This window comes from Bradyrhizobium campsiandrae (assembly GCF_014529705.1).
Classification (GTDB): Bacteria; Pseudomonadota; Alphaproteobacteria; order Rhizobiales; family Xanthobacteraceae; genus Bradyrhizobium; species Bradyrhizobium campsiandrae.
Window position 1 is genome coordinate 43,228 of record NZ_JAANIH010000001.1, and the last position, 23,474, is coordinate 66,701.

The 23,474-nt window shown below is 64.8% G+C and carries 23 protein-coding genes; 14 read left to right on the forward strand and 9 right to left on the reverse strand.

What is annotated here, in order from left to right; genetic code table 11:
- The first annotated feature begins 3 nt into the window (after positions 1–3).
- The 6 genes from G8O24_RS00210 (at position 4) to G8O24_RS00235 (ending at position 5,257) form a co-directional block, all read left to right on the forward strand.
- Positions 4–948 carry an alpha-E domain-containing protein gene (locus tag G8O24_RS00210; RefSeq protein WP_188095342.1) on the forward strand — a complete coding sequence of 315 codons (945 nt, stop codon included), beginning with the start codon at positions 4–6 and terminating at the stop codon, positions 946–948.
- A gap of 59 nt (positions 949–1,007) precedes the next feature.
- Positions 1,008–1,856: a transglutaminase family protein gene (locus G8O24_RS00215; RefSeq protein ID WP_188095343.1), complete on the forward strand. Its 849-nt coding sequence runs from the start codon at positions 1,008–1,010 to the stop codon at positions 1,854–1,856.
- 140 nt (positions 1,857–1,996) lie between these two features.
- A complete protein-coding gene (locus G8O24_RS00220; protein ID WP_244645679.1) occupies positions 1,997–3,157 on the forward strand; it encodes an acyl-CoA dehydrogenase family protein in 1,161 nt (386 codons plus the stop codon).
- 53 nt (positions 3,158–3,210) lie between these two features.
- Positions 3,211–3,618: a carboxymuconolactone decarboxylase family protein gene (locus tag G8O24_RS00225; protein WP_188095347.1), complete on the forward strand. Its 408-nt coding sequence runs from the start codon at positions 3,211–3,213 to the stop codon at positions 3,616–3,618.
- A gap of 95 nt (positions 3,619–3,713) precedes the next feature.
- A complete protein-coding gene (locus G8O24_RS00230) occupies positions 3,714–4,472 on the forward strand; it encodes a proteasome-type protease (protein WP_188095349.1) in 759 nt (252 codons plus the stop codon).
- Between the two features lie 26 nt (positions 4,473–4,498).
- Positions 4,499–5,257, forward strand: a complete 759-nt coding sequence (locus G8O24_RS00235; RefSeq protein WP_188095352.1) for an SDR family oxidoreductase — start codon at positions 4,499–4,501, stop codon at positions 5,255–5,257.
- A 69-nt stretch (positions 5,258–5,326) separates the two neighbouring features.
- Here the strand turns inward: G8O24_RS00235 and G8O24_RS00240 are convergent, their stop codons facing one another.
- The gene (locus G8O24_RS00240; protein WP_188095739.1) at positions 5,327–6,565 is read right to left on the reverse strand and encodes an MFS transporter; all 1,239 of its coding nucleotides are present in this window, start codon (positions 6,563–6,565) and stop codon (positions 5,327–5,329) included.
- 157 nt (positions 6,566–6,722) lie between these two features.
- On the opposite strand from G8O24_RS00240, the gene G8O24_RS00245 reads away from it, so the two are divergent.
- Complete coding sequence (locus G8O24_RS00245) at positions 6,723–7,973, forward strand: NupC/NupG family nucleoside CNT transporter (protein ID WP_188095354.1); 1,251 nt, start codon at positions 6,723–6,725, stop codon at positions 7,971–7,973.
- Between the two features lie 7 nt (positions 7,974–7,980).
- Here the strand turns inward: G8O24_RS00245 and G8O24_RS00250 are convergent, their stop codons facing one another.
- Entirely contained in the window at positions 7,981–9,051 is a 1,071-nt protein-coding gene (locus tag G8O24_RS00250; protein ID WP_188095356.1) for a threonine aldolase family protein, read from the reverse strand.
- 27 nt (positions 9,052–9,078) lie between these two features.
- On the reverse strand, positions 9,079–9,999 hold the full coding sequence (locus tag G8O24_RS00255) for an amino acid ABC transporter substrate-binding protein (protein WP_191092997.1): 921 nt from the start codon (positions 9,997–9,999) through the stop codon (positions 9,079–9,081).
- 101 nt (positions 10,000–10,100) lie between these two features.
- On the opposite strand from G8O24_RS00255, the gene G8O24_RS00260 reads away from it, so the two are divergent.
- Entirely contained in the window at positions 10,101–11,021 is a 921-nt protein-coding gene (locus G8O24_RS00260; protein ID WP_188095358.1) for a LysR substrate-binding domain-containing protein, read from the forward strand.
- Positions 11,022–11,091: 70 nt separating this feature from the next.
- Here G8O24_RS00260 and G8O24_RS00265 read toward each other — a convergent pair whose 3' ends face one another.
- The 3 genes from G8O24_RS00265 to G8O24_RS00275 form a co-directional block, all read right to left on the reverse strand.
- The gene (locus G8O24_RS00265; RefSeq protein ID WP_188095360.1) at positions 11,092–12,309 is read right to left on the reverse strand and encodes a rhomboid family intramembrane serine protease; all 1,218 of its coding nucleotides are present in this window, start codon (positions 12,307–12,309) and stop codon (positions 11,092–11,094) included.
- A 295-nt stretch (positions 12,310–12,604) separates the two neighbouring features.
- Positions 12,605–13,156, reverse strand: a complete 552-nt coding sequence (locus G8O24_RS00270; protein ID WP_188095362.1) for a cupin domain-containing protein — start codon at positions 13,154–13,156, stop codon at positions 12,605–12,607.
- A 162-nt stretch (positions 13,157–13,318) separates the two neighbouring features.
- Positions 13,319–13,606 carry an usg protein gene (locus G8O24_RS00275; protein ID WP_188095363.1) on the reverse strand — a complete coding sequence of 96 codons (288 nt, stop codon included), beginning with the start codon at positions 13,604–13,606 and terminating at the stop codon, positions 13,319–13,321.
- Positions 13,607–14,004: 398 nt separating this feature from the next.
- Here G8O24_RS00275 and G8O24_RS00280 point away from each other — a divergent pair, with 398 nt between their 5' ends.
- On the forward strand, positions 14,005–14,319 hold the full coding sequence (locus tag G8O24_RS00280; RefSeq protein ID WP_092293891.1) for a co-chaperone GroES: 315 nt from the start codon (positions 14,005–14,007) through the stop codon (positions 14,317–14,319).
- 45 nt (positions 14,320–14,364) lie between these two features.
- On the forward strand, positions 14,365–16,005 hold the full coding sequence (gene groL / locus G8O24_RS00285; RefSeq protein WP_188095365.1) for a chaperonin GroEL: 1,641 nt from the start codon (positions 14,365–14,367) through the stop codon (positions 16,003–16,005).
- 135 nt (positions 16,006–16,140) lie between these two features.
- Here the strand turns inward: groL and lepB are convergent, their stop codons facing one another.
- Together lepB and G8O24_RS00295 are read right to left on the reverse strand one after the other, a co-directional pair.
- The gene (lepB, locus tag G8O24_RS00290; RefSeq protein WP_188095367.1) at positions 16,141–16,887 is read right to left on the reverse strand and encodes a signal peptidase I; all 747 of its coding nucleotides are present in this window, start codon (positions 16,885–16,887) and stop codon (positions 16,141–16,143) included.
- A 154-nt stretch (positions 16,888–17,041) separates the two neighbouring features.
- The gene (locus G8O24_RS00295; RefSeq protein ID WP_188095748.1) at positions 17,042–17,875 is read right to left on the reverse strand and encodes a LysR family transcriptional regulator; all 834 of its coding nucleotides are present in this window, start codon (positions 17,873–17,875) and stop codon (positions 17,042–17,044) included.
- A 130-nt stretch (positions 17,876–18,005) separates the two neighbouring features.
- On the opposite strand from G8O24_RS00295, the gene G8O24_RS00300 reads away from it, so the two are divergent.
- Together G8O24_RS00300 and G8O24_RS00305 are read left to right on the forward strand one after the other, a co-directional pair.
- A complete protein-coding gene (locus G8O24_RS00300) occupies positions 18,006–18,599 on the forward strand; it encodes a cysteine hydrolase family protein (protein ID WP_188095370.1) in 594 nt (197 codons plus the stop codon).
- A 12-nt stretch (positions 18,600–18,611) separates the two neighbouring features.
- Complete coding sequence (locus G8O24_RS00305; RefSeq protein ID WP_188095371.1) at positions 18,612–19,241, forward strand: glutathione binding-like protein; 630 nt, start codon at positions 18,612–18,614, stop codon at positions 19,239–19,241.
- Positions 19,242–19,248: 7 nt separating this feature from the next.
- On the opposite strand, the gene G8O24_RS00310 is transcribed toward G8O24_RS00305, so the two are convergent.
- On the reverse strand, positions 19,249–20,340 hold the full coding sequence (locus G8O24_RS00310) for a DUF2778 domain-containing protein (RefSeq protein WP_188095374.1): 1,092 nt from the start codon (positions 20,338–20,340) through the stop codon (positions 19,249–19,251).
- 655 nt (positions 20,341–20,995) lie between these two features.
- Between G8O24_RS00310 and G8O24_RS00315 the strand changes: the two genes are divergently transcribed.
- Both G8O24_RS00315 and G8O24_RS00320 read left to right on the forward strand, forming a co-directional pair.
- Complete coding sequence (locus tag G8O24_RS00315; RefSeq protein WP_188095376.1) at positions 20,996–21,520, forward strand: FecR domain-containing protein; 525 nt, start codon at positions 20,996–20,998, stop codon at positions 21,518–21,520.
- A gap of 59 nt (positions 21,521–21,579) precedes the next feature.
- A complete protein-coding gene (locus tag G8O24_RS00320) occupies positions 21,580–23,466 on the forward strand; it encodes a CHASE2 domain-containing protein (protein ID WP_188095378.1) in 1,887 nt (628 codons plus the stop codon).
- The last annotated feature ends 8 nt before the right edge of the window (positions 23,467–23,474 follow it).

Sequence of the window (23,474 nt, forward strand, 5' to 3'; positions counted from 1 at the left end):
GAGATGCTGTCGCGCACCGCCGAAAACCTCTACTGGCTCGCCCGCTATGTCGAACGGGCCGAATATCTCGCGCGCACCATCGATGCGACGCTGCGCGTCACCGCGCTTCCCGCCGCCTATATCGGCAAGACCAACGAATGGGACTCGGCGCTGCTGACCGCCGGCGTGGCCAGCAGCTTCTATCAGCAATATGAGGAAGCCAACGAGCGCAACGTCGTCGACTATCTGTCGTTCTCGGCCGACAACCCCTCCTCGATCAAGAACTGCATCGAGGCCGCGCGGCTGAACTCGCGCTCGGTGCGTACCGCGCTCACCAGCGAGATGTGGGACACCATCAACTCGGCCTGGATCGAATTGCAGGAAGTCTGGAGCAAGGGGACATCGACGCGCGAGGATCTCGCAAAATTCCTCCGCTTCGTGCAGGAGACCTCGCTGCGCTTCGACGGTTCGGCCTACCGGACCATGCTGCGCAACGACGCCTACTGGTTCTCGCGGCTCGGCCTGCATCTGGAGCGCGCCGACAACACCGCGCGCATTCTCGATGTGAAGTATCACGTGCTGCTGCCTGAAGAGGAGCATGTCGGCGGCCCGCTCGACTTCTATCAGTGGAGCTCGATCCTGCGCTCGGTGTCCGCGCTGACGGCCTATCACTGGGTCTATCGCGAGACCCTGAAACCCTGGCTGGTCGCCGATCTCCTGATCCTCAACGGCACGCTGCCGCGCTCGCTGGCGAGCTGCTACGAGAATCTCACGCGCAACCTCGACCAGATCGGCGTCGCCTATGGCCGCCAGGGCCCGGCCCAACGCCACGCCCGCGGCATCCGCAACCGGCTCGAACACAGCAACATGAACGACATTTTCCAGCATGGCGTGCATGAATTCATTCAGGAATTCATCGCTGACAATTCCAGGCTGGGCGAAATCATCACGAAGCAGTATTTGATCTGATCCACGCAGTCACTCCGGGCCGCGCGCCGCGCGAACCCGGACTGACGGAATCAAACACCATGCGCCTGCGAATCCAGCATACCACGACCTATCGCTACGAGCCGGCGGCGACGAGCGTGATCCAGATCCTGCGCATGACGCCCTGCAGCCATGACGGGCAATATGTGGCGGAATGGCAGATCGACGTCTCGACCGATACCAAGCTCGACATGCACGAGGACGCATTCGGCAACGTCACCCATGTGCTGTCCTGCGGGCCCGTCAGCGACATCAAGATCACCGCCGAGGGGCTGATCGAGACCCACGACACCGGCGGCGTGCTGCGCGGCGCCGACGAGCGCTTTCCCGCCGACATGTTCCTGCGCACCACCGACCTCACGACCGTCAATCCGGCGATGGCGGCGGTCGCGCGCCAGCTGCGCAGCGAGGCCGAGAGCGACACGCTCGGCTTCCTGCATACGTTGATGAGCGAGATCAGCGACCACATGACGTTTGACGAGGACCCGACCAACAGCGGCACCTCGGCTGCGGAGGCGTTCACGCTGAAGCGCGGCGTCTGCCAGGACTATGCGCACATCTTCATCGCCTGCGCCCGCACCGGCGGCGTGCCGGCGCGTTTCGTCTCCGGCCACTTCCTGCGCTCTGACGGCACCGTGCATCAGGACGCCGGTCATGCCTGGGCGGAAGCCTACGTGCCCGATCTCGGCTGGGTCGGCTTCGATCCCGCCAATAGCATCTGCACCACCGACGCCCATGTCCGCGTCGCGATCGGGCTCGATTATCTCGGCGCAGCGCCCGTGCGCGGCACCCGCTATGGCGGCGGCGCGGAGACGCTGACTGTTACGGTCAAGGTCGAGCAGGCCGGCCGCGGCGGGCAGTCGCAATCGCAGTCGCAGCGGCAGAGCTAGCGCCGCGTTACAACCGTAATCGACCAGCGCGGCGTTGAAACCGCGCCGTAGCGCCGTCCCTTCAACCTCCGTTGGCAGCCATCCTGCAACAGAGGTTGAGACAGATGCAGCTTCACGAAAAAATCAGCGATCACTTTGCAATGCGCGATCCCCACAGGGGCATGCTCGCGGGAATCAAAGAGCTGGCCCCCGAGATCACGGCACGCGCCAGCGAGATCGAGACCGCGCGCTGCCTGCCCTCCGACCTCGTGGATCGGCTGAGATCGATCGGGATTTTTCGAATGTTCGTGCCGCGCAGCCATGGCGGGCTGGAGCTCGATCTTCCCGCTGGAATGGAGGTCATGAAGGCGCTGACCCGCATCGACGGCTCGGTCGGCTGGATCACGCACGTCGCCGGCGTCGGCGGCCTCTTCGCTGCGGCGGCGAGCCCGGAACTGTATCGGCGAATCTATCAGAATGGGCCTGACGTCGCGATCTGCGGTTCGTCACAGCCGGCCGGAACCGCAGAGCGCGTGTCGGGCGGCTACCGCGTCAAGGGCCGCTGGCCTTTCGCCAGCTCCTGCATGCACGCCGACTGGATCGGCGGGTTCTGCATCGTCACCGAAAACGGCAAGCCGGTCGCGGGTCCCCATGGCAAGCCGCAGCTTCGGGCCGTCGCGCTCCCGGCGCGTGACTGGGAGATCGAGGATACCTGGTACGCAGCGGGCCTCAAGGGCACTGGCAGCCATCACATCACGCTGCGGGAGAGGCTGGTTCCCGAGACTGACGTCTTCGACCTCGATGCCCCGCCTCGGATGCCGGGCCCGCTCTACCAGGCGCTTCGGCAATGGCTGCCGCTGCTCCATGGTGCATTCTCGCTCGGCCTCGCCGAGGGCACAGTCGACGATCTGCTGGCGCTGGCCCACACCGGAAGGCAGCAACTCTATGCGGCCGCGCCGATGCGCGACTCCGAAATCTTCCAGTTCGGGCTCGGCCGGATTTCAGCCGATCTCCGCGCCGCGCAGGCCTTCCACGGAGCTCAGGTCGCCAGCCACTGGCGCCACGCGCTGGCCGGCTCGCTGAACGACGAAGAGCTGATCATCGAGGGGTCCCGATCGGCCGTCTGGCTCGCCACGACCTGCGTCGGGATCGCGGATGCCTGCTTTGCGCTGGCCGGCAGCAGTGCGGTCTACGACAGTTCGCCTTTGCAGCGACGCTTGCGCGACCTTCACGTCGGCGCCCAGCATGCTCACGCGCAGCAACGGCTCTATGTCGAGGTCGGCAGGCTCGCCTTGCGCCGCTCGGCCGGACAGGTCCGGTAACTGCACAGCTGTGCTACAATCGCAGGATCAGACCCGGATTCTGCGAGGCCCCCATGGCGACCGTGAAACTGCTTTCCGACGATGAACTCTCCAGCGAGGCGCGCGCCGTTTTCGACGACATCCGCAAGATCAGGCAATCGGACTTCGTCAACAATTTCTGGCGCGCGCTGGCGCATGATCCGAAGACGCTGCGGCGGACCTGGGACAGCATCAAGGAGGTGATGGCGCCCGGCGCGCTCGATCCAAAGGTCAAGGAGATGCTCTATGTCGCGGTGTCGATCGCGCATGGCTGCAGCTACTGCATCCATTCGCACACCGCCGCGGCCCGCGCCAAGGGCATGACCGAGGCCGAATATGGCGAACTGCTCGCCATCGTCGGCATGGCCGCGGAGACGAACCGGCTGGTGACGGCGCTCGGCGTGCCCGTCGACCCGGCGTTTCTCGCCGATGCGGCTGACTGACGACCTCGACCGCCCCGGGAATCGGGGGTTGGAGCGGGCTGCGAAATTGGCTACTAGTTTGGCCGGTAAAAGCGCTCGCGTTTCGGGGACTGGAAATGACCTATTGTTGCGGAATCCTGGTTCGGGACGGGCTGGTCATGATCGCCGACACCCGCACCAATGCCGGCCTCGACAATGTCTCGACCTTCCGCAAGCTGCATATCTTCTCCAAGCCCGGCGACCGCATCATGGCGATCGCCAGCGCCGGCAACCTTGCCATCAGCCAATCGGTGCTCTCCACCCTGACCGAGGGGCTCGAGGACCCCCACACCGGCGAAATCGAGACGCTGATGAACGCGCCGACCATGTTCCAGGCCGCCCAGCGCATCGGCCGGGCGATCCGGGCGGTGCATGCGACCGAGGGGCCGGCACTGAAATCCGAGGACGTCTCCTTTGACGTCTCCTTCCTGTTCGGCGGCCAGATCAAGGGCGCGCGCATGCGCCTGTTCATGGTCTACACCGCCGGCAATTTCATCGAGTGCACCACCGACACACCCTACTTGCAGATCGGCGAGCACAAATACGGCAAGCCGGTGCTCGACCGCGCCATGCATTACGACGTCGAGCTCTATGAGGCGCTGAAGACCGGCTTGATCTCGATGGATTCGACCATGCGCTCCAATCTCGGCGTCGGCCTGCCGATCGACGTGCTGGTGGTGCGCAGCGATGCCTGCGAGGCCGACCTCAACCATCGCATCGAGGCCGGCGAGCCCTATTTCCACGACCTGCGCTCGCGCTGGTCGGCGGCGTTGCGCGCGGCGCATCAAAATATTCCGCGGCCGCCCTACAAGAACGAAAAAGAACCCAAAACCTGACAACGCAAAGACAAAGGCAGGAAACGATGAGCGAAGCGAAAAAGATCGCCCTGGTGACGGGGGCCGGCACCGGCGTCGGACGTGCCGCCGCACTGGCGCTGATGAACACCGGCTTCACCGTGGTGCTCGCAGGCCGCCGCCTGGAGATGCTCGAGGAGACCGCCAAGCTCGGCCCCGCGGGAAAAAGCCTGTGCGTCACCGCCGACATGACCAAGCCGGAGTCCATCGCTGCGCTGTTCGACAAGGTGAAGGCGACCTATGGCCGCCTCGACGTGCTCTTCAACAATGCCGGCATGGGCGCCCCCGCCGTCAACTTCGAGGACCTCAGCCTCGAGCAGTGGCAGGCGGTGGTGAACACCAACCTCACCGGCCCGTTCCTGTGCACCCAGCATGCCTTCCGCATCATGAAGGACCAGAGCCCGCGCGGCGGCCGCATCATCAACAACGGCTCGATCTCGGCGCATGCGCCGCGGCCGTTCTCGGCGGCCTATACCTCGACCAAGCATGCCATCACCGGCCTGACCAAGGCTTCCAACCTCGACGGGCGCATGTATGACATCGCGGTCGGCCAGGTCGACATCGGCAATGCCGCAACCCCGATGACCGACCGCATGGTCAACGGTCCCGGCGTGCTGCAGCCCGACGGCACCACCAAGCACGAGCCGCGCATGGACGCGAAAGCCGTCGGCGACGCGGTTGCCTACATGGCCGGCCTGCCGCTCGATGCCAATGTGCTGACCATGACGGTTATGGCGACCAAGATGCCGTTCGTCGGGCGGGGCTAGTTGATCTCGCGCCCCGGACGCAGCGCGGCATGCAATGACGCGCTGCAGAGCCGCGACAAGAGACCTTCCCTACTCCAGACTCTCGACCTGCCGCAGGCTCGGAAACAGCTTCATCCACAGCAGCGCCACCGCAACGGTGCAGACGCCGCCGAGCACGGCGGCAGGCATGGCACCGAACAGGGCAGCGGTCAGGCCGCTCTCGAACTGGCCGAGCTGGTTCGAGGCGTTGATGAACAGGAAATTGACCGCGCCGACACGGCCGCGCATCTCGTCGGGAGTGGCGAGCTGTACCAGCGAGAAGCGGATCACGACGCTGATCGTGTCGGCGGCGCCGAGGATGGCGAGTGACAGCACCGACAGCCACATCCACGACGACAGCGCGAACACGATCGTGGCGACGCCGAACACGATCACGGCCTGAAACATCCGCAACCCCACGTGGCGGTTGATGGTGTGGTGCGCGAGAATTGCCGTCATCAGCAAGGCTCCGACCGCCGGCGCGGCGCGCAGGATGCCGAGGCCGAGCGGGCCAGTCTGCAAAATATCGCGCGCGTAGATCGGCAGCAGCGCGGTGGCGCCGCCGAGCAGCACGGCGAACAGGTCGAGCGAGATCGTGCCCAGGATTGCCGGATTGTTGCGGACGAAGCGGACGCCGGCAAACAGATCGTCCGGCGTCGCGGCGTCCCTGAGCGCGGCCGCCTGCGTCAGGCGGACCACCCCGATGCACCCCGCCGCGAACAGCGCGAACGCGCCCGTGATCCCGTAGGCCGCACTTGGTGCGATGACATAGGCAAGCCCGCCGATGGCGGGACCGGCGATGGTGGCCACCTGGGCCGCCCCGCTCGAGATCGCGGTCGCGCGCTGCAGCGAGCCCTGCGGCGCGATCAAGGGCAACAGCGCCGCCAATGCCGGGCTTTCGAATGCGCCGACGATCCCGAGCACGAAGGTCGCAATGAAAATGTGCGTCACCGTGAGCCAACCGGCGAACGCGCCCCAGGCGAGAAACAGCGCCGTCAGCCCTTCGACCACCTCGCAAATCTGCACGACGCGTTTGCGTTCGTAGCGGTCCGCCGCATGCCCGGCAACGAACAGCAGCAGCGCCGTCGGCAGGAATTGCACGAAGCCAATCATGCCGAGATCGAACGCGCTGCCGGTCAGATCGTACACCTGCCAGCCGATGGCGACGGCCCCGATCTGGGTGGCGAAGCGCGAAAAGCTGCGCGAGAGCAGGAAGAGCAGGAAGGCGCGGTGGCGAAGGAGCTCGCCGGTGCTGACCGGCGGACTGGCTGAAACTGGCTCGTCTGGTATCGCCCCGTCGGTCACGCTCGTTTGATCGCCCCTGATCTCAATGTGCCCCGCGTGGCTGACGCGGGGAAGCTTGTCAACAGCAGGAGGGCCGGCAACATTCCCGGCATTGCGTTTGCAACGCCCGCGCGGCCATAATCATTGGCGGTTTGGGGACATCATGCTACGGCTGCAATCGACACTCGGCGTTTTCGCATTGCTGCTGATCGCCTTTGCGCTCGCGGAGAATCGCCGCGCGGTCTCGCTCCGGCAGGCCCTGATCGGCCTTGCCGTGACCTTCGCCACCGCGATCGTGCTCTTGAAGGTGCCCCTCGTCGCGCATGGCTTCGGCGCCATCAACGAGGCGGTCGGCGCCATCTCGGCGGCCTCGCGCGCCGGGTCCTCCTTCGTGTTCGGCTATGTCGGCGGCGGCCCCCTGCCCTTCGAGCTGAAGGTGCCGGGCGCCGATTTCATCCTGGCGTTCCAGGCGCTGCCGATCGTGCTGGTCATGAGCGTGCTGACGACGCTGCTGTTCTATTGGCGCGTGCTGCCGCCGGTCGTGCGCGGCATGGCCTGGCTGCTGGAGCGCACGTTGGGGGTCGGCGGCGCGGTCGGGCTCTCGACCGCCGCCAACATCTTCCTCGGCATGGTCGAAGCGCCGCTGTTCGTGCGGCCGTATCTGTCGCAGATGAGCCGCAGCGAATTGTTTCTGATCATGACCGGCGGCATGGCGGGCATCGCCGGCACCGTGCTGGTGCTCTACGCGACGTTGCTTGCCCCTCTCATTCCTGACGCCGCCGCGCATTTCGTCATCGCCTCCGTGCTGGGTGCGCCGGCCGCGATCCTGGTCAGCCTGATCATGGTCCCCGAAACGTCCAACAAGCGCACCGGCGGAGCGCTTGAAGACCCGGAGATGGAGGTCTCCGGCACCATGGATGCGATCGTGAAAGGCACCGGCGCCGGAATCGAGCTGCTGATCAACATCATCGCGATGCTGCTGGTGCTGGTGGCGCTGGTCTACCTCGTCAACGCCATCCTCGGCCTGCTGCCAAACATTGGCGGGGCGGCGATCTCGCTGCAGCGGCTGCTGGGCCTCGTGATGGCGCCGGTGTGCTGGTTGATGGGGCTGCCGTGGGATCAGGCCGTTACCGCCGGAAGCCTGATGGGCACCAAGACGGTGCTCAACGAACTGATAGCCTATGTCGATTTCTCGAAACTGCCACCCGGTACGCTCGATCCGCGCTCGCGCCTGATCATGCTCTATGCCATGTGCGGCTTCGCCAATTTCGCCAGTCTCGGCATCATGATCGGCGGCCTCGGCATCATGGCGCCGGAGCGGCGCGACGAGATCAACGCGCTGGGGTTGAAGTCGATCGTCTCGGGGACGCTGACGACGTGCCTGATGGGAGCGATCGTCGGGGTGTTGACGTAGGCATTTTCTAAATCAGAACGCCAGCCACCGCGCGAAATGCCGCGACGGCACGATCGATCGCCGCATCATCGATGTGGCGATGGGTCACACAGCGCAATCGTTGCTTGCCCCAGGGCCTCGCCTTGACGCCCGCTTTTTCGAGAGCATTCGACCATGCGGCGCTGTCACGCCCGGAGCGAGAGACATCGACCTGCACGATATTCGTCTGCGGGATCGTCGCGCTGAGCTTTGGATGCATCCCGTTCAGCGCCTCACTCAGAGCGCGCGCACGCCGGTGATCCTCCGCCAGGCGCCCACCCATGACCTGAACGGCCTCCAACCCGGCGGCGGCCAGGATGCCGATTTGGCGCTGCGTGCCGCCCAGCATCCGGCGAAACCCGCGGCTCCTCTCGATCACGGCGCGCGGCCCGGCCAGCACCGCACCGGCCGGCGCGCTCAGGCCTTTCGACAGACACAGGGAGACCGTGTCGCAATGCCTGGCAATCTGGTGCGGCGCCACGTCGAGAGCCGTCGCGGCATTGAAGAGCCGCGCGCCGTCGAGATGCACGGGGACGCCGCGGACCGACGCCATGGTGTGCACGGCCTGCATGTGCTCCAGCGGCAAGACGGCGCCGCTCGCATTGTTGTGCGAGGTCTCCATCGCGACAAGACCGGTCTTGAGCTTATGCCCACCGCCTTGCAGGGCGTCCTCCAGCAGGTTCAGATCCATCGCGCCGGCGGTGCCGGCAACAGCGAGGTAGAACAGCCCGGTGAATGTCGCGGCCCCCCGTTCGGAGGTGTACATGTGGGCGCTCGATTCCAGCACGACCTGCTCGCTGCGCTGCGACTGCGCGAGCGTCGCGAGCAGATTGGCCATGGTGCAGCTCGGCACGAACAGGCCGGTGTCCTTGCCCAATGCCGCAGCCGCAACGGCCTCCAGCTCCTGCACCGTGGGATCACCGTCCAGCCCGTCATCGCCCAGCGGCGCCGAGGCCATGCGGGCATACATCGCCTCGGTCGGCTTGGTGACGGTATCGCTGCGCAGGTCGACGGGCGATAACCCGGCGCCGGCCGCGTTCGTCTCATGTTGATGTGTCATTGCGGAGCCTCTGGCGCGCGTGGCGTTTCATTCGTAGGCCGCCGGGTCGCCGGAATCGGTCGGGTTGGCCAGCGCCCGCTTGAGGGCGGCACTCATCGGGAATTTCAGGTTGAGGCCATGCGGCGGGATCGGTGAATTGAAGTATTTATCATAGAGCGCCGCAATCTGCCCGCTCTTGATCAGGTCGATCACGGCGTCATCGACAATCGTCTTGAAAGCGGGGTCGTCCTTGGGCTCGACGATGCCGTAGGGCGCCATCTCGAGACTCTTGCTGCCGATCAGAAAGTCATCCGGCGTCCTGGACGAGGCAACCGTGGCATAAGCGAGACCGTCATCGTTGGCGGTGCCGGCCGCCCGGCCCGACGACAGCATCAGGAAGGTCTCGGCCGTGTCCTTGGCAGGCACGACGGTGATGCCGAGATTGTTCTTGGCATTGATCAGCGTGATCACCTTGAAGGTCTGGCCGCCGGCCTGGGCAGCGATGGCCTTGCCGCGAAACGAAGCCGGATCATTGACGTCGACCCTGCCATCCTTGCGCGCGACGAGGACGACCTGCGCAACGAAGATGGTAGGAGAAAAAGAGACGAGTTTTTGCCGCTCGAGATTATTGGTGGTGTTGCCGCATTCGAGATCGATCGTCCCGTTGGCGAGCAGTTGAAGACGCGTCGCCGACGTTATCGGGTTATAGCGAACCTCGAGCTTGGGGAGCTTGAGCGCCGTCTTGATCGCCTGCACCACCCGTTCACAGATTTCCACGGTGTAGCCGATCGGCTTCTGGTTGGCGTCGAGATAGGCGAAAGGCACCGAGGTCTCGGGATAGCCCAACGTGATCGCGCCGGTCTCACGGATCTTGTCCAGCCTGCCCACACCCTGCGCCATGGCCTCACAGGAAAGAAGACCTGACGCGACGGACGCCGTGGCCAGTGCCTTGATGATCGTCGCTTTCATGTCGACCCCTCTCGTTGCGATGCCCGTGATGCACTGGACTATCGTCCAAAAGGTCGATCTGATGGAAATTCCAGTTTCACACTCACCTATACGGATTTGATATGGCCGCCCGACGCATGAGCCTGAAGCATGTGGAGGCCTTTCGGGCGGTCTTCCTGACGGGATCGATGACGCAGGCGGCTCAGCGGATGCATACCTCGCAGCCCCAGATCAGCCGCCTGATCGGACAGTTGGAAGCGATCACGCAATTCCCGCTGTTCGACCGCAGCGGCGGCCGCCTCCGCCCGACCGTGGACGGATCGCGCTTCTTCCAGGAGGTCGAGAAGACCTTCATCGGCCTGGCTGGCCTCGAGGCCAGCGCAGCCAGCATCCGCTCGTTTGGTATGGGTCGGCTCAGCGTTGCGGCGATGCCGCGCCTGGCCGGCGGCCTGCTGACGCGCATCGCCGCGCGTTTCAAGATGGACTATCCACATGTGATGATCTCGATCCGGTCAGGCACGGCGAGCGCCGTCCACGACTGGATCAGTTCCGGACTTTGCGACACCGGATTGGCGATGCTCTACGGCGACGTTGCAGGCGTGCATGTCGAACCGGTGCTCAGGACGCGTTGTGTTGCAATCATGCCGAAGGGACATCGTCTTGCGCACAAGAAAACGTTGCGTCCAGCCGATTTCGCCAACGAGGCCTTCATCTCGTTCGCCACGGGGAGCCCGCTCTGCGATCGCATCGATACGATCTTCGCGCAGGCCGACGTCTCGCGCCGCGTTGTTGCCGAAACTGATCTTGGCGCATCTGTCTGTGCCCTGGTCGCGGCTGGCCTCGGTATCAGCATCATCAACCCGATCGCTGCGCATGACGAAAGCTTCGGCGCGGCTCTGGTGACGCGCCCGTTCAGCCCTGCCGTCCCCGTGACGATCGCTCTGCTTTATCCACCTTATGCCGCGCGCGGCCGGTTGATCGATGCCTTCAGCGAATACGCGCGAAAGATCATGAGTGAAGAATTGGGCTATCTTCAGCGGTAGTCGAGTGATGCGAAGCACCTTGCGGTGACGACGACGGGCGCCTGCGCCCTCGGCCTCGCTGCAGTCCCGGTCAACTGCACAATTTCGACTTTTCCAGCATGCGTCGCAGATCACCCAGCTTGGCGCGGCACACCTCGGCCGCCATGGCCTTCGCCTCGCTGGTCCGTCCTCGCGCGAGCAGCAGGTTCGCCAGCAACGCCTGCGCTGCGGCTCGCACCGGGCCGCCCGTGACGTCCGAAGCGGCGAGCGACATCGCGGTCTGCACTTCCGTCTCGGCAGGACCGGGGTTGTTCTGTTCAATGAAGTAGATGGCGCGAAACAGATGCGCGCGCGCGTCTTTCGGATAGCGGTTGACGAAATCGGAGGAACGGCTGGCCATCTCGCGCGTGCTCGTCGGCATTTCCGAGGCACGGATATACTGCCCGGCATCAGCCATGTAGGACCGATAATGCGCAGCCGCGAAGCCGGCGCAGACCAGGGATCCGACCAATCCGCCGAGCAACACCAGGCCGGCGCTTCGCGGCAGGCTGTCATAGGACCAGAAGGCGAGCCATGGCGTGATGGCAAGCGCAGCGCCAGCCAGCGCACCGCCTCCATGGGCATAATAGTTGACATTGCCCGAGGCGCCAAAGGCCAGCGGCAGCAGCGCTGGAATACCGAAGAAGAGCGACGTCTTCAGTCTCGATATCGTCGTCTCGGCGTCCGCCTCCGGCTCGAAGCTCGCAACGAACAATGCGGCGATGAGCCCGGTAATGGCGCCGGATGCGCCGACCCCCACCGTGCCGGAGCCATTGCCCAGCAGCGAGGCGGCCTCGCCGGCCACGGCGCTGGCGACGAAGATCAACGAAAACCAGCCACGGCCGATCAGGCTCTCCACCCTGACCCCGACGATGAACAGCGCAACGCAATTGCCGATGAGGTGCCACTGGCTGCCGTGCAGGAGCGGCGCAAGTCCGATCCGCCACCACTCATTTCTTCCGACAACCAGGTCGTAGCCGGACGCGCCCTGAGCAATCAGCGAGCGGACATCGAGTGAGCCGTCGCGCGCAATGTCGACGGCGAGACTGCGTTGCAGCGCGAAGATCACCATCAGACCGAAAATCAGGCCGAGGGTGAGGAAGGGGATATCGGCGAGCAGCTTGTTGTCGCCAAAGATCGAGCCCTCATGGGACGAGGGCTCATCGTCGTCGCGCATGACCGCAGGAGAGGCCGACGCTGCGGCGGATTGAAACGAGGCTCTCGAAGCAGGCGCGACGACGCCGCGTCGGCCAAAGGTGTTGGTCGCCATGACAGCAAATCCCGCATTTTGACAGCCTTGAGTTGATGCGAGAGGTATTTTCGACAGGTTACCGCCGGCGCTGCGGGCAGCTGGAACCTTCCAAGGGGTAACGGTTCGGTTTCCCGGATCGGCGGCTTTTTAGGGATGGGTCTTTCCGCAAATCCCTCCATCGTCATTGCGAGCCACCGGGTCCGCGCAAAGCGCGGCCCGATGACGGGCTCCGCGAAGCAATCCAGAAATGCATCCACGGAGACAGTCTCGATTGCTTCGTCGCAAGAGCTCCTCGCAATGACGAGGAAGCAGTCTACGCCTTCAACTCCACCGTCTTGAACTCCGCCGGCAGGATCACCTCCAGCAGCTCGACGTCGTCGGAATAGTCCAGGATCATGTGCTTGATCTTCGGCGGCTGGGTCCAGGCGCTGCCTTCTCTCATCACGGTCTCGCCCTGCCCGTCCATGTAGGTCTTCACCCAGCCCTTCAGCACGTAGACCATCTGGAAGTCGACGTCGTGGAAGTGCAGCTTCGACACCTCTGCTGGATCGCAAGGACCTTGCAGGCGGATGACGTGGGCTTGTGCGAGGCCATGGCTGGCAGCGGCGATGCCGAGGTCGCGGTATTTGGCATAGGCGCGCAGGCCGTCGGCTTTGAAGTCTTCCTCGCGGTGATGGCTGATGGCGATGCGCTGCCTGGGGCGGGCAGGCTTTGTCGCAGCGGTCTTGGCGGGCGCGGTGCGCGCCTTCGACTTCACCGCCTTGCGCGCCGAGGATCGTGACGCAGCTTTGGCAGCGCTGCGCTTCTTCACCGCGGTCTGGGCTGCGCTGCGCGATTTCGTTTTTGATTTTGTTGTCTTGACCATGAGCCGGCCTCCCGTTGTGGTTATCGCAGGAAGGCTAACACGGAAACAGATCTCGTAGGGTGGGCAAAGCGCAAGCGTGCCCACGTTCTGCGTGCAATGGGAAAGGGATCGTGGGCACGGCGCTTGCGCGCCTTTGCCCACCCTACCAGAGCGATGACCTAATCAATGCAGCCGGAACACGCCGTCCACGGCGCGGAGCTCGGCCGGCTTGATCAGCTTGGAATGCGCGACCGTCACCGAATGCAAGGGGCCGTCGAGCTTCTGCTGCCAGAAGGCGAGGAAATCGGACAGCGCCGGGAATTTCGGAAACATGTCGTAGTTCTGCCAGACGTAGGTCTGAAGCAGCGAGGGATGATCCGGCATCCGGTAAAGAATTTCCGCCGTCGTCAGCCCGTAGCCCAGCATCTGTTTCCGGAAATCCTCGGAAACGCCCCCAACGCGCAGTCCCATGCCAAACCTCCTTTGCAGGAGCGCATACGGGGGTGGCTTGGTGTGCCCCTAAGAGCCACCCGAAACGATGCGCTCACATGAGAGAAATGTGACGCAAACCGACAACCCATCTCAAGCCCAAAAGTTTAACAAGCTGTTGAAATTCAATGCTTTAGCAGCAGAGGCGACACCGTGCTAATACGGTTCGTCGAAGGGCCAAGAAGAGGCGCCTCCGGCTCGGTTAACGATGCTCGGGTGAAGTTGGCACTCGATACTTCCGAGCGCTGATTTTTTTGCTACAAACCCTTGCTCCCGCAAAAATCCTGTCCTATTTCAGTCTCGCCTGCGCTGGCACTCGCAAGCGCAGACTGCTAACAATTCTGAAATCCTCAACTCGTGCAAATGCTTAGGAGAGCTGCATGAAATTCCGTCCGCTTCACGACCGCGTCGTGGTCAAGCGCATCGACGCAGAAGAGAAGACCGCCGGCGGCATCATCATCCCCGACACTGCCAAGGAAAAGCCCTCCCAGGGCGAAGTCGTCGCCGTCGGCCCGGGTGGCCGCGACGAGGCCGGCAAGCTGGTTCCGATCGACCTGAAGGTCGGCGACCGCGTGCTGTTCGGCAAGTGGTCCGGCACCGAGGTCAAGATCGACGGCCAGGATCTGCTGATCATGAAGGAGAGCGACGTGATGGGCGTTCTCGAAGTCAGCGAATCCAAGAAGAAGGCGGCCTAAGGGCCCCTCTCCTCCCTCCAGTCAAACCCTCAAGGAAAATTTCAGATGGCAGCCAAAGAAGTCAAATTCTCGGTTGAAGCGCGCGACAAGATGCTGCGCGGCGTCGACGTTCTCGCCAACGCGGTGAAGGTCACGCTCGGTCCGAAGGGCCGCAACGTCGTGCTCGACAAGTCGTTCGGCGCTCCCCGCATCACCAAGGACGGCGTCACCGTCGCCAAGGAGATCGAGCTCGAGGACAAGTTCGAGAACATGGGCGCGCAGATGGTGCGCGAAGTCGCCTCCAAGTCCGCTGATGCGGCTGGCGACGGCACCACCACCGCCACCGTGCTCGCCCAGGCGATCGTGAAGGAAGGCGCCAAGTCGGTCGCCGCCGGCATGAACCCGATGGACCTCAAGCGCGGTATCGACCTCGCGGTCGAGGCCGTGGTTGCGGACCTGCAGAAGAACTCGAAGAAGGTCACCTCGAACGACGAGATCGCCCAGGTCGGCACCATCTCGGCGAACGGCGACCAGGAGATCGGCAAGTTCCTCTCCGACGCCATGAAGAAGGTCGGCAACGAGGGTGTCATCACCGTCGAGGAAGCCAAGTCGCTCGAGACCGAGCTCGACGTCGTCGAGGGCATGCAGTTCGACCGCGGCTACATCTCGCCCTACTTCGTCACCAACGCCGACAAGATGCGCGTTGAGATGGACGACGCCTACATCCTCATCAACGAGAAGAAGCTCTCCTCGCTGAACGAGCTGCTGCCGCTGCTCGAGGCCGTGGTGCAGACCGGCAAACCCCTCGTGATCGTCGCTGAAGACGTCGAAGGCGAAGCGCTCGCCACCCTCGTCGTCAACCGTCTGCGCGGTGGCCTGAAGGTCGCGGCCGTCAAGGCTCCGGGCTTCGGCGATCGCCGCAAGGCCATGCTGCAGGACATCGCGATCCTGACCGGCGGCCAGGCGATCTCGGAAGATCTCGGCATCAAGCTCGAGAACGTCACGCTCAACATGCTCGGTCGCGCCAAGAAGGTGATGATCGACAAGGAGAACACCACGATCGTCAACGGCGCCGGCAAGAAGGCCGACATCGAGGCGCGCGTGGCCCAGATCAAGGCGCAGATCGAGGAGACCACCTCGGACTACGACCGCGAGAAGCTCCAGGAGCGTCTCGCCAAGCTCGCTGGCGGCGTCGCGGTGATCCGCGTCGGCGGCGCGACCGAGGTCGAGGTGAAGGAGCGCAAGGATCGCGTTGATGACGCGATGCATGCGACCCGCGCGGCTGTCGAGGAAGGCATCGTCCCGGGCGGCGGCGTCGCCCTGCTCCGTGCTTCCGAGCAGCTCAAGGGCCTGCGCACCAAGAACGACGACCAGAAGACCGGCGTCGAGATCGTGCGCAAGGCGCTGTCGGCTCCCGCTCGCCAGATCGCGATCAACGCCGGTGAAGACGGCTCGGTGATCGTCGGCAAGATCCTGGAGAACAAGACCTACGCTTACGGCTTCGATAGCCAGACCGGCGAATATGCCGACCTCGTCAAGAAGGGCATCATCGACCCGACCAAGGTGGTCCGTACCGCGATCCAGAACGCAGCTTCGGTTGCGGCGCTTCTGATCACCACGGAAGCCATGGTCGCCGAGCTGCCCAAGAAGGGCGGCGCCGGCCCCGCGATGCCCCCGGGCGGCGGCATGGGCGGCATGGACTTCTGATCCAGCCATCCAGGCACAACACGAAATGCGAAACCCCGGCAGCGATGCCGGGGTTTTTGTTGGGGGTCTCTCCTCGTCATTCCGGGGCGCGCCCACTTGGGCGCGAGCCCGGAATGACGAGAGGAGAGACCGCCCTCATTCCACCTTCCCCATCCGGTCCGGCCGCAGCTCGCCTCTGGCGTCGAGCGACCAGAAGATTCGCGTCACCCTGCCGACCAGATTGTCCATCGGGACGAAGCCCATGACCGACATCATGCGGCTGTCGGTCGAGTTGTCCCTGTTGTCGCCGAGCGCGAAGAAGTGGCCGGGAGGCACGGTGTAGACCGGGGTATTGTCGAGAAATCCGTTGTCGATGCAGTCATAGGTGATGTAGCTCGCACCGCTCGGCAGGGTCTCGCGCCAGCGCTTGACCTTTGCGCCGACCTCGCCGCCGCAGGCGGAGCCGGCGGACGCCTCCTTCAGTGCGACCCGCGTCACCTGGATGTCGTTGAGGACAAGCTGCCCCTGCCGCATCTGGACGCGATCGCCGGGCAGCCCGACCACGCGCTTGACATAGTCGGTCGAGGTATCCTTCGGCGTCCTGAAGACGGCGATGTCGCCATATTCGGGGTCGGCGGCGCCGAAACGACCCGAGATGAATGACGGCGCGAACGGAAACGAGTAGCGGCCATAGCCATAGGCGTATTTGGCAGCGAAGACGTAGTCGCCGACCACCAGCGTCGGGGCCATCGAGCTGGAGGGAATGTTGAACGGCTGAAACAGCACGTAGCGAAACAGGATCACCGGCGACCACAGCACGGGCACGAGCAGGATCAGGATGACGATCGCCTTCCATTCACGGGATCTCGCCTGCGGCCTGATTGTGTCCTGAAGAGTTGTCATGCGCCTGCCCTGCCCAACAAGGTTGTGCGAAGATTAGCGCAAGCGACGGTCCGCGCAATCCCGCTACACTGATGATTTGGTCGCGCGGATGCGGACGCGCGTTCAGAGCAAGACGCGAAATGACTGGCAGTTGATGGTTGCCGGCAAAGAAGCCTCACGCCCGCGCCATCTCCTGAAAACACGTCCTCACCCAGTCGATCGTCACGCGCGTGGCGGCGTCGCGCTTGAGGTGGTTTTGCACGAGCAGCCAGACGTCGCGCCGCTTCGGCAGCAGGCTCGCGCGCAGGCGGCGATCGGCGAGCAGATCCGCGCAAAGATACTCCGGCAACACGCCGGCGGAGCGATGCGCGCGGATCAAATTGCGGATGACGCGCACGTTGTCGGTGACGCAGCGCGCACGGGCCTTCTTCGTGCGCAGGAACTGCATCTCGGGAATGGCACCGAGTTCGTCCGGATAGACACAGAGCATCGGCTCGCCCTCGGTCGTCACGGGCTCGAAATAATACAGCTCGATGTCGCCGAGCTTCGAGATCGCGAAGTCGCCCTTGTCCGGCTTGCGCAGGCGAACGGCGAGATCGGCTTCCCAGCGCGAGAATTTGACATTCTCGCTCGAGGTGAGGAATTGCAGCGTGAGGCCGGGATTGGCGCGCAGGAAGTCGCTCGCACGCGGCGACAGCACCGCCTCGGCGACCGTGTTGGTGGAGGCGATGCGCAGGCGTCCCACCGGACCTTCCAGGCTCTCGCCGAGGCGGCCGATCTCGGCGGCGTGCGCCGCCATGGCCTCGACATGCGCCAGCACCGCCTCGCATTGCCGCGTCGGCCTGCGCAACCCGTCGGCGGCCTCGAACAGGCGCAGGCCGAGCGCACGCTCGATGCGCGCCAGCCTGCGGCCGACCGTGGTCTCGTCGATGCGCAGCCGCGCGCTGGCGCCGGCATAGGTGCCCTCGTCCCTCACGGCGGCGATGATGCGCAGATCGTCCCAGTTCATGGGGGCGAGGCTACATCCGATGTAATCGGCCTGCAATATCGCAGCCACCGGCTGCAATATCCCTGCATATCGGCAGGGCGTGCCGGCGCTATGTTGGCGCAGCCTTCCGCCTCCGGAGATCGCCAAGACCATGACGACCGCAAAGACCCTGCTCGACCTCGCCGGTGCCGACCTCAACCCGCCGCGTCTCGGCGATGCCGTGCTGGTGCTGATCGACATCCAGAACGAATATCTCGCAGGCCCCCTCGCTTTGCCCGACGCCAAGCCCGCGATCGCGCGAGCGGCTGCGCTGCTGGCAAAGGCGCGCGAAGCCAATGCGGCGATCATCCATATCGCCCATCGCGGCAAGGCCGGCAGCCTATTCGATCGCGCCGCCGAGCGCGGCGCCATCGTCGCCGAGCTCACGCCGCGCGCCGGTGAGCTCGTCATCGAGAAGGAGCTGCCCAATGCCTTTGCCGGCACCGATCTCAAGGCACGCCTGGATGCGACCGACAGGAAGAACATCGTGCTGGCCGGCTTCATGACGCATATGTGCGTCTCCTCCACGGCGCGGGCCGCACTCGACCTCGGCTTTCGCACGACTGTCGATGCCGACGCCTGCGCCACGCGCGATCTGCCGGACGGTCGTGGCGGCACGCTGGACGCGCGAACCATCCACGAGGCGGCGCTGGCCGAACTGTCGGACCGCTTCGCGATCATCGCCCGCGGCGATGCGCTGAGATAACGGAGCAAGGCGATGCTGCAGCTCTATTTCTCCCCGATGGCCTGCTCGCTCGCGAGCCGCATCGCGCTGATGGAAGTCGGCGTGGACGCGCGCTATCACCAGGTGCATCTCACGACCAAGACCGTCGCCACCGACGACGGCGATTTTCGCGGCATTTCCTCCAAGGGGGCCGTGCCGGTTCTGGTGCTCGAGAACGGCGAACGGCTGACCGAGAGCGCGGCGGTGCTGCAATACATCGCTGACCTCAAGCCCGAGCGCGGCCTTGCGCCGGCGCCCGGCAATGCGGATCGCTACCGCCTGCAGGAATGGCTGAGCTTCGTCGGCACCGAGATCCACAAGGCCTTCCTGTTTCCGACCTTCTGGTATGAGGACGACGGCTCGCTCGCCAAGCCGCGCGCGCGGATCGGACAGACCTTGTCGGTGCCGGCAGCGCATCTTGCGGACCGCGAATTCCTCGTCGGCAGCAGTTTTACCGTCGCGGACGCGCACCTCGCCTGGGCCCTGATGCTGCTCCGTCCCGCAGGCGTCGACATCGCGCAATGGCCGTCGCTCAAAGCCTATCTCCAGCGCATGCAGGCGCGGCCCGCCGTGCGCGAGGCGATCGCGACCGAGATGGCGCTGCGCAAGGCCGTGGCGGCCTGAGCGCGCCCTACTCGACCCGCGCCAGCACTGCGAGCTTGCGGATGCCCTTGTTGCGATAGGCGTCGAGGAACGCGTAATAGTCCTTGAACGACACGCAGCCGTTGGAGTCGCCGTTCGGCCCGAGCATGAAGGTGTGCGCGAGCAGACCGTCGCGGCCGTAGATCGCACTCTCACCGCCAATCGGAGTGAGACGCAGCGCGGGTACGCCGTGGAACAGCGCTTCGCGCGGCTTCAGCGTGTAGATGTGCGGCGGGGTCACGCCGCGCATGCGCACGCGCTGCGAGTGCGGATCGTCAAGATTGGAGCCGAGGCCGGAATGCGCCTCGAGCTTGGTGCCATCGGGCAGATAAACCGTCTTGGCGGTAATGTCGTAGACCGCGGTGTCGCGTTCATAGGGCGGTGCGCCGCCAAGCATCGGATTCTGCTCCTTCGGCGCGATCGCCGAGGTCACGCTGGCATCGGCCGAGGCATAGGCCAGCAGGCCGCCGGACGGCTCGCGCTTGCCCCAGAGCTTTTCCACCATCGACTGGCGCGGGCCGGTGATCGACATCACCGCGGCCTTGGCGCGATCGGCAAAGGATTTCGGCTTGGCTTCGGGCGCCGGCACGATCTGGGCCGGATCGGCCGAAGCGAGTTGCACCGACGCGTCCGCACCGCGCTTGCCCTTCGCGACGTCGGCAACCTTGTCGGCGACCCGCTCGGCCACCCTAGCCGGGTTGAGCGGCTTCAGCGCTTCGGCCACCTTCGCGACGACGGTCGACTTCGGAGCGGCTTCGGCGACCTTGCTCGCAGGCGCAGCGCTCGCCGCGTTCGAATCCACGCCCTGCGTCGCCGCCGCGGCAAAGCGCTCGTTGAATTGTTCGCGCGAAATCGGCGCAGCCACCTGCAGCCGGTCGGGCAATAGAGCGAAGGTTTCGCGGATGGCCTCGCCCGCCTCGCGCAGCGCGACCTTGGGCGTGCGCTTGACCACGGGCTCGTCGTAGCCGGAGCTGCCGACGGTCGGATAGACGCTGGCGGCGAAGATGTTGTTGTAGACGGTCCAGCCGGCAAGCACGACGCAGCCGGCCACGGCCGCGCCAAGCAGGTTTTGGGTGGTCATGTTCCGGGAAGACTTCCGCTGTGAATGCTTGGAAGGATTCTTGGACGGATTCTTGGGCTTGCGTGCCGCGTTACTCTGCGCAGCGATACTCGTACTCATTCGCCTTGCGTCCAGGACGGTGTCACTCAGTCCCCCTTCGAAGTGCCGCTGGTCACGTTCCGGAACCAGCATCTCGCAGAGGGTCGGAGCGTCATTAAGGCGACTTTTAGTTAAATGCGGATTAAGTTCGGGCAGTTGTAGGGCAACTCGTTAACGCTGTGCCATTTCGAGAAAAAACACCGCAGAACTACGGACTTAGGCGACATCGTTAACTATAATTCTCGGCCGGTTCAGCGCGATCGACGAGCCTCTCCGGCCGCACCTGTAGAGGCACCAACCAAGTCATTTTCGTGGTCATCAATATCCGCAAGATAGCGGGGAAGCGTTGTGCGAGGCTGGCGCCCTCGGAGCCAACTTGATCTCTTCCCGCCTGCCGACAGAGGCCTGATTGGCATCTCAGCACGGCGCCGTGACTGAAAGTTGATCGCGCCAATCTGGAAATGGCCGCACCGGAAAGATAGCTACCAGTTCGGCACTTTTCAGCAGCCTCTGCGCGTGATACGGTACCGTATCAACATCGCCTTGAACTGTGCCGAGCACGCAAACGGAGGCTGGCATGAGTGGGTTTTCGCGCGCCGGGTTTCTCGCCCTGGCGTGGTCGTTATTGTTGATCGGGTCCGCGATTGCACAGTCCGCCACGAACACGGGCTGCGCGGCATCGCCATCCGCCGCCGGCACGCAAGTCTGGCGCTGCGACAACGGCATCACGATCGTTGCGGAAAACGGCGCGAGATTTGAACTGAAGGACGCCAACCGCGACGGACATATTGACTCCGTGGAGTTGAGCAGCAAAGCGCTGCTGGTCGAGGTTCCCAAGAAGCCCGGCGGCAATCCCTTCAAGGTGCTGACGCCGCAAGCGATCGCCGCGGTGCGCGGCACCAAATGGGCCGTCGACGTCGCCGAGGCCAAGACCTCCGTGTTCGTCGCCGACGGCCGTGTCGGCGTGACCCGCAGGGCTCGTGGACGCGGCGTCGTGCTCGGCCCGGGTCAAGGCGTCGACGTGGAAGCGACCAGTCCGCTGACCGTCAAGACATGGGGCCAGCCGCGCGTCGACGCGCTGATGGCGAGACTGGGTCAATAAGGCCCGTACAAACCGACAAGACCCGCGCCAAGACGCGGAAGGAATAACAGTACGACGCAATGAATAGACGCGTTCAGATCGTGGTGGCCCTCGTCCTGGCAGCCCTGTGGGGCGCCGGCATTTTTGCGGCTCACGCGGGCGGCCATCTGGCCTTTCTCGATCGACTCGAGGCGACGCTGACCGATCTGCGAACGCTCGCGCGCGGCGTGCGGTCCCCGCCCGATCTCGTCACCATCGTCGCCATCGATGACACCGTGGTGAAACGCGGGGGCAGCTACCCGTTGCCACGCGCCGACCTCGCGCGCGTGGTCGACACCATCGTGCAGTTCAAACCGAAGATCGTCGCGATCGATCTGTTGCTGGTCGACCGCAGCGCCGCGATCGGCGATGCGACGCTGGCCCACACGCTTGCCACCGGTCCCATCGTTCTCGCCGCCGCGGCGATCTTCCCGAACGCGAGCGAGACGGTTGCATCCGGCAGCGCCGGGCCGCTCGCCGCCCTGCCCCAGGCCGAGCGCTTCCTGCTGCCATTGCCTGTTTTCGCCGAGCACGCCGATGTCGGCATCGTCAACGTCGCGACCGGGCAATCCGGCACGCCGCTCTCGGTGCCGATGCTGTTCCGGACAGCCGACAAGGTCGAATTGTCGTTTCCGCTGAGGGTCGCAAGCCGCGCGCTCGGCAAGCCGCTGACCATCGCGCCCGATCATCTCATGCTCGGCGATCGCGCGGTGCCGGTAGACACCGACTTTTCGCTGCCCATCACCTATTACGGCCCGCGCCGCACCATTCGCACCGTGAGCGCGCAGAGCGTTTTCGACGGCACGCTCGACCGCAAGGCGATCGAGAACCGGATCGTCGTGATCGGCACGGCGGTCGCGGGCGGCGGTGATTTCTTCCCGACACCGTTCGATTCCCTGATGCCGGGCGTCGAGGTGATCTCGACCGCGATCACGTATCTCCTCTCGGGCGACAGCATTGTACGCGACCGCAAGGTTCACATCGCAGATGGCCTGATCGCGATCCTGCTGCCGATGCTGCTGGTCGGCCTGCTGGCCTGGCGACGCAGCGCGCTCGGCTTCGTCGCGGCGGCCGCGGTGATGGCCGCCTGGGCCGGGCTCAACCTGTTTGCGTTCACGCACGGCGTCTGGCTCGATGCCGCGACGCCGCTCGCGGCCGCGGTGCCGCCGGTTGCGGCGTTCATCGGCGTGCAACTATGGGCGGGGGGCCGCCGCACACAGTATCTCGCGGCCAAGAGCCGATCGCTGGCGCGCCTGCAGGCTCCCGCCGTGCAGGAATGGCTGGCCCGCGATCCCGATTTCCTGGCGAAGCCCGTCCGGCAGGATGCCGCCATCGTCTTCATCGATCTCTCCGACTTCACCGCGCTGAGCCAGCGGGTCGACCCGGACGAGCTTCAGGACATCCTGAGGCCATTCCACGCCCTGATCGACAAGGCCGCGGTCGATTGCGGCGGCATGATCACGAGCTTTCTCGGCGACGGCGCCATGATCCTGTTCGGCCTGCCGCGCGCGATGCCTGATGATGCCGCACGCGCATTGAAATGCGCGATCGATCTGCATCGCGGCATGGAGCGCTGGATCGCGTCGCTGCCGCCAGCGATCGGCAAACAGATCGGCTTCAAGATCGGGGCGCATTGCGGCCCGATCGTCGCCTCCCGGTTAGGTGAGAGCCATCAGCACATCACGGCGAACGGCGACACCGTCAACCTCGCCAGCCGGCTGATGGAGGTCGCCGCGCAAAATGGTGCGCGGCTCGCCTTGACCGACACGCTGCTCGACGCCGCAGACTTCCACGGCGCACCGGACGGCGTGCTGTCGGGCCCCCTGCTGACGGAGATCCGCGGCCGCGCCGGCGTCGTGACCGTCTGGTTCTGGCGCGACGAGGACAGGCCGAGTCAGACCGCAACCAGGGCCGAGATGATCGACTGAGGTGGGTG

Bases quoted from the DNA above. Each gene is read 5' to 3' on its own strand.
- groL (WP_188095365.1), top strand. From the start codon at position 14,365: ATGGCAGCCAAAGAAGTCAAATTCTCGGTTGAAGCGCGCGACAAGATG.
- G8O24_RS00235 (WP_188095352.1), top strand. From the start codon at position 4,499: ATGAGCGAAGCGAAAAAGATCGCCCTGGTGACGGGGGCCGGCACCGGC.
- G8O24_RS00265 (WP_188095360.1), bottom strand. From the start codon at position 12,309: ATGGCGACCAACACCTTTGGCCGACGCGGCGTCGTCGCGCCTGCTTCG.
- G8O24_RS00230 (WP_188095349.1), top strand. From the start codon at position 3,714: ATGACCTATTGTTGCGGAATCCTGGTTCGGGACGGGCTGGTCATGATC.
- G8O24_RS00220 (WP_244645679.1), top strand. From the start codon at position 1,997: ATGCGCGATCCCCACAGGGGCATGCTCGCGGGAATCAAAGAGCTGGCC.
- lepB (WP_188095367.1), bottom strand. From the start codon at position 16,887: ATGACAACTCTTCAGGACACAATCAGGCCGCAGGCGAGATCCCGTGAA.
- G8O24_RS00210 (WP_188095342.1), top strand. From the start codon at position 4: ATGCTGTCGCGCACCGCCGAAAACCTCTACTGGCTCGCCCGCTATGTC.
- G8O24_RS00310 (WP_188095374.1), bottom strand. From the start codon at position 20,340: ATGACCACCCAAAACCTGCTTGGCGCGGCCGTGGCCGGCTGCGTCGTG.
- G8O24_RS00250 (WP_188095356.1), bottom strand. From the start codon at position 9,051: ATGACACATCAACATGAGACGAACGCGGCCGGCGCCGGGTTATCGCCC.
- G8O24_RS00225 (WP_188095347.1), top strand. From the start codon at position 3,211: ATGGCGACCGTGAAACTGCTTTCCGACGATGAACTCTCCAGCGAGGCG.
- G8O24_RS00270 (WP_188095362.1), bottom strand. From the start codon at position 13,156: ATGGTCAAGACAACAAAATCAAAAACGAAATCGCGCAGCGCAGCCCAG.
- G8O24_RS00255 (WP_191092997.1), bottom strand. From the start codon at position 9,999: ATGAAAGCGACGATCATCAAGGCACTGGCCACGGCGTCCGTCGCGTCA.
- G8O24_RS00300 (WP_188095370.1), top strand. From the start codon at position 18,006: ATGACGACCGCAAAGACCCTGCTCGACCTCGCCGGTGCCGACCTCAAC.
- G8O24_RS00260 (WP_188095358.1), top strand. From the start codon at position 10,101: ATGGCCGCCCGACGCATGAGCCTGAAGCATGTGGAGGCCTTTCGGGCG.
- G8O24_RS00305 (WP_188095371.1), top strand. From the start codon at position 18,612: ATGCTGCAGCTCTATTTCTCCCCGATGGCCTGCTCGCTCGCGAGCCGC.
- G8O24_RS00245 (WP_188095354.1), top strand. From the start codon at position 6,723: ATGCTACGGCTGCAATCGACACTCGGCGTTTTCGCATTGCTGCTGATC.
- G8O24_RS00215 (WP_188095343.1), top strand. From the start codon at position 1,008: ATGCGCCTGCGAATCCAGCATACCACGACCTATCGCTACGAGCCGGCG.
- G8O24_RS00275 (WP_188095363.1), bottom strand. From the start codon at position 13,606: ATGGGACTGCGCGTTGGGGGCGTTTCCGAGGATTTCCGGAAACAGATG.
- G8O24_RS00315 (WP_188095376.1), top strand. From the start codon at position 20,996: ATGAGTGGGTTTTCGCGCGCCGGGTTTCTCGCCCTGGCGTGGTCGTTA.
- G8O24_RS00280 (WP_092293891.1), top strand. From the start codon at position 14,005: ATGAAATTCCGTCCGCTTCACGACCGCGTCGTGGTCAAGCGCATCGAC.
- G8O24_RS00295 (WP_188095748.1), bottom strand. From the start codon at position 17,875: ATGAACTGGGACGATCTGCGCATCATCGCCGCCGTGAGGGACGAGGGC.
- G8O24_RS00320 (WP_188095378.1), top strand. From the start codon at position 21,580: ATGAATAGACGCGTTCAGATCGTGGTGGCCCTCGTCCTGGCAGCCCTG.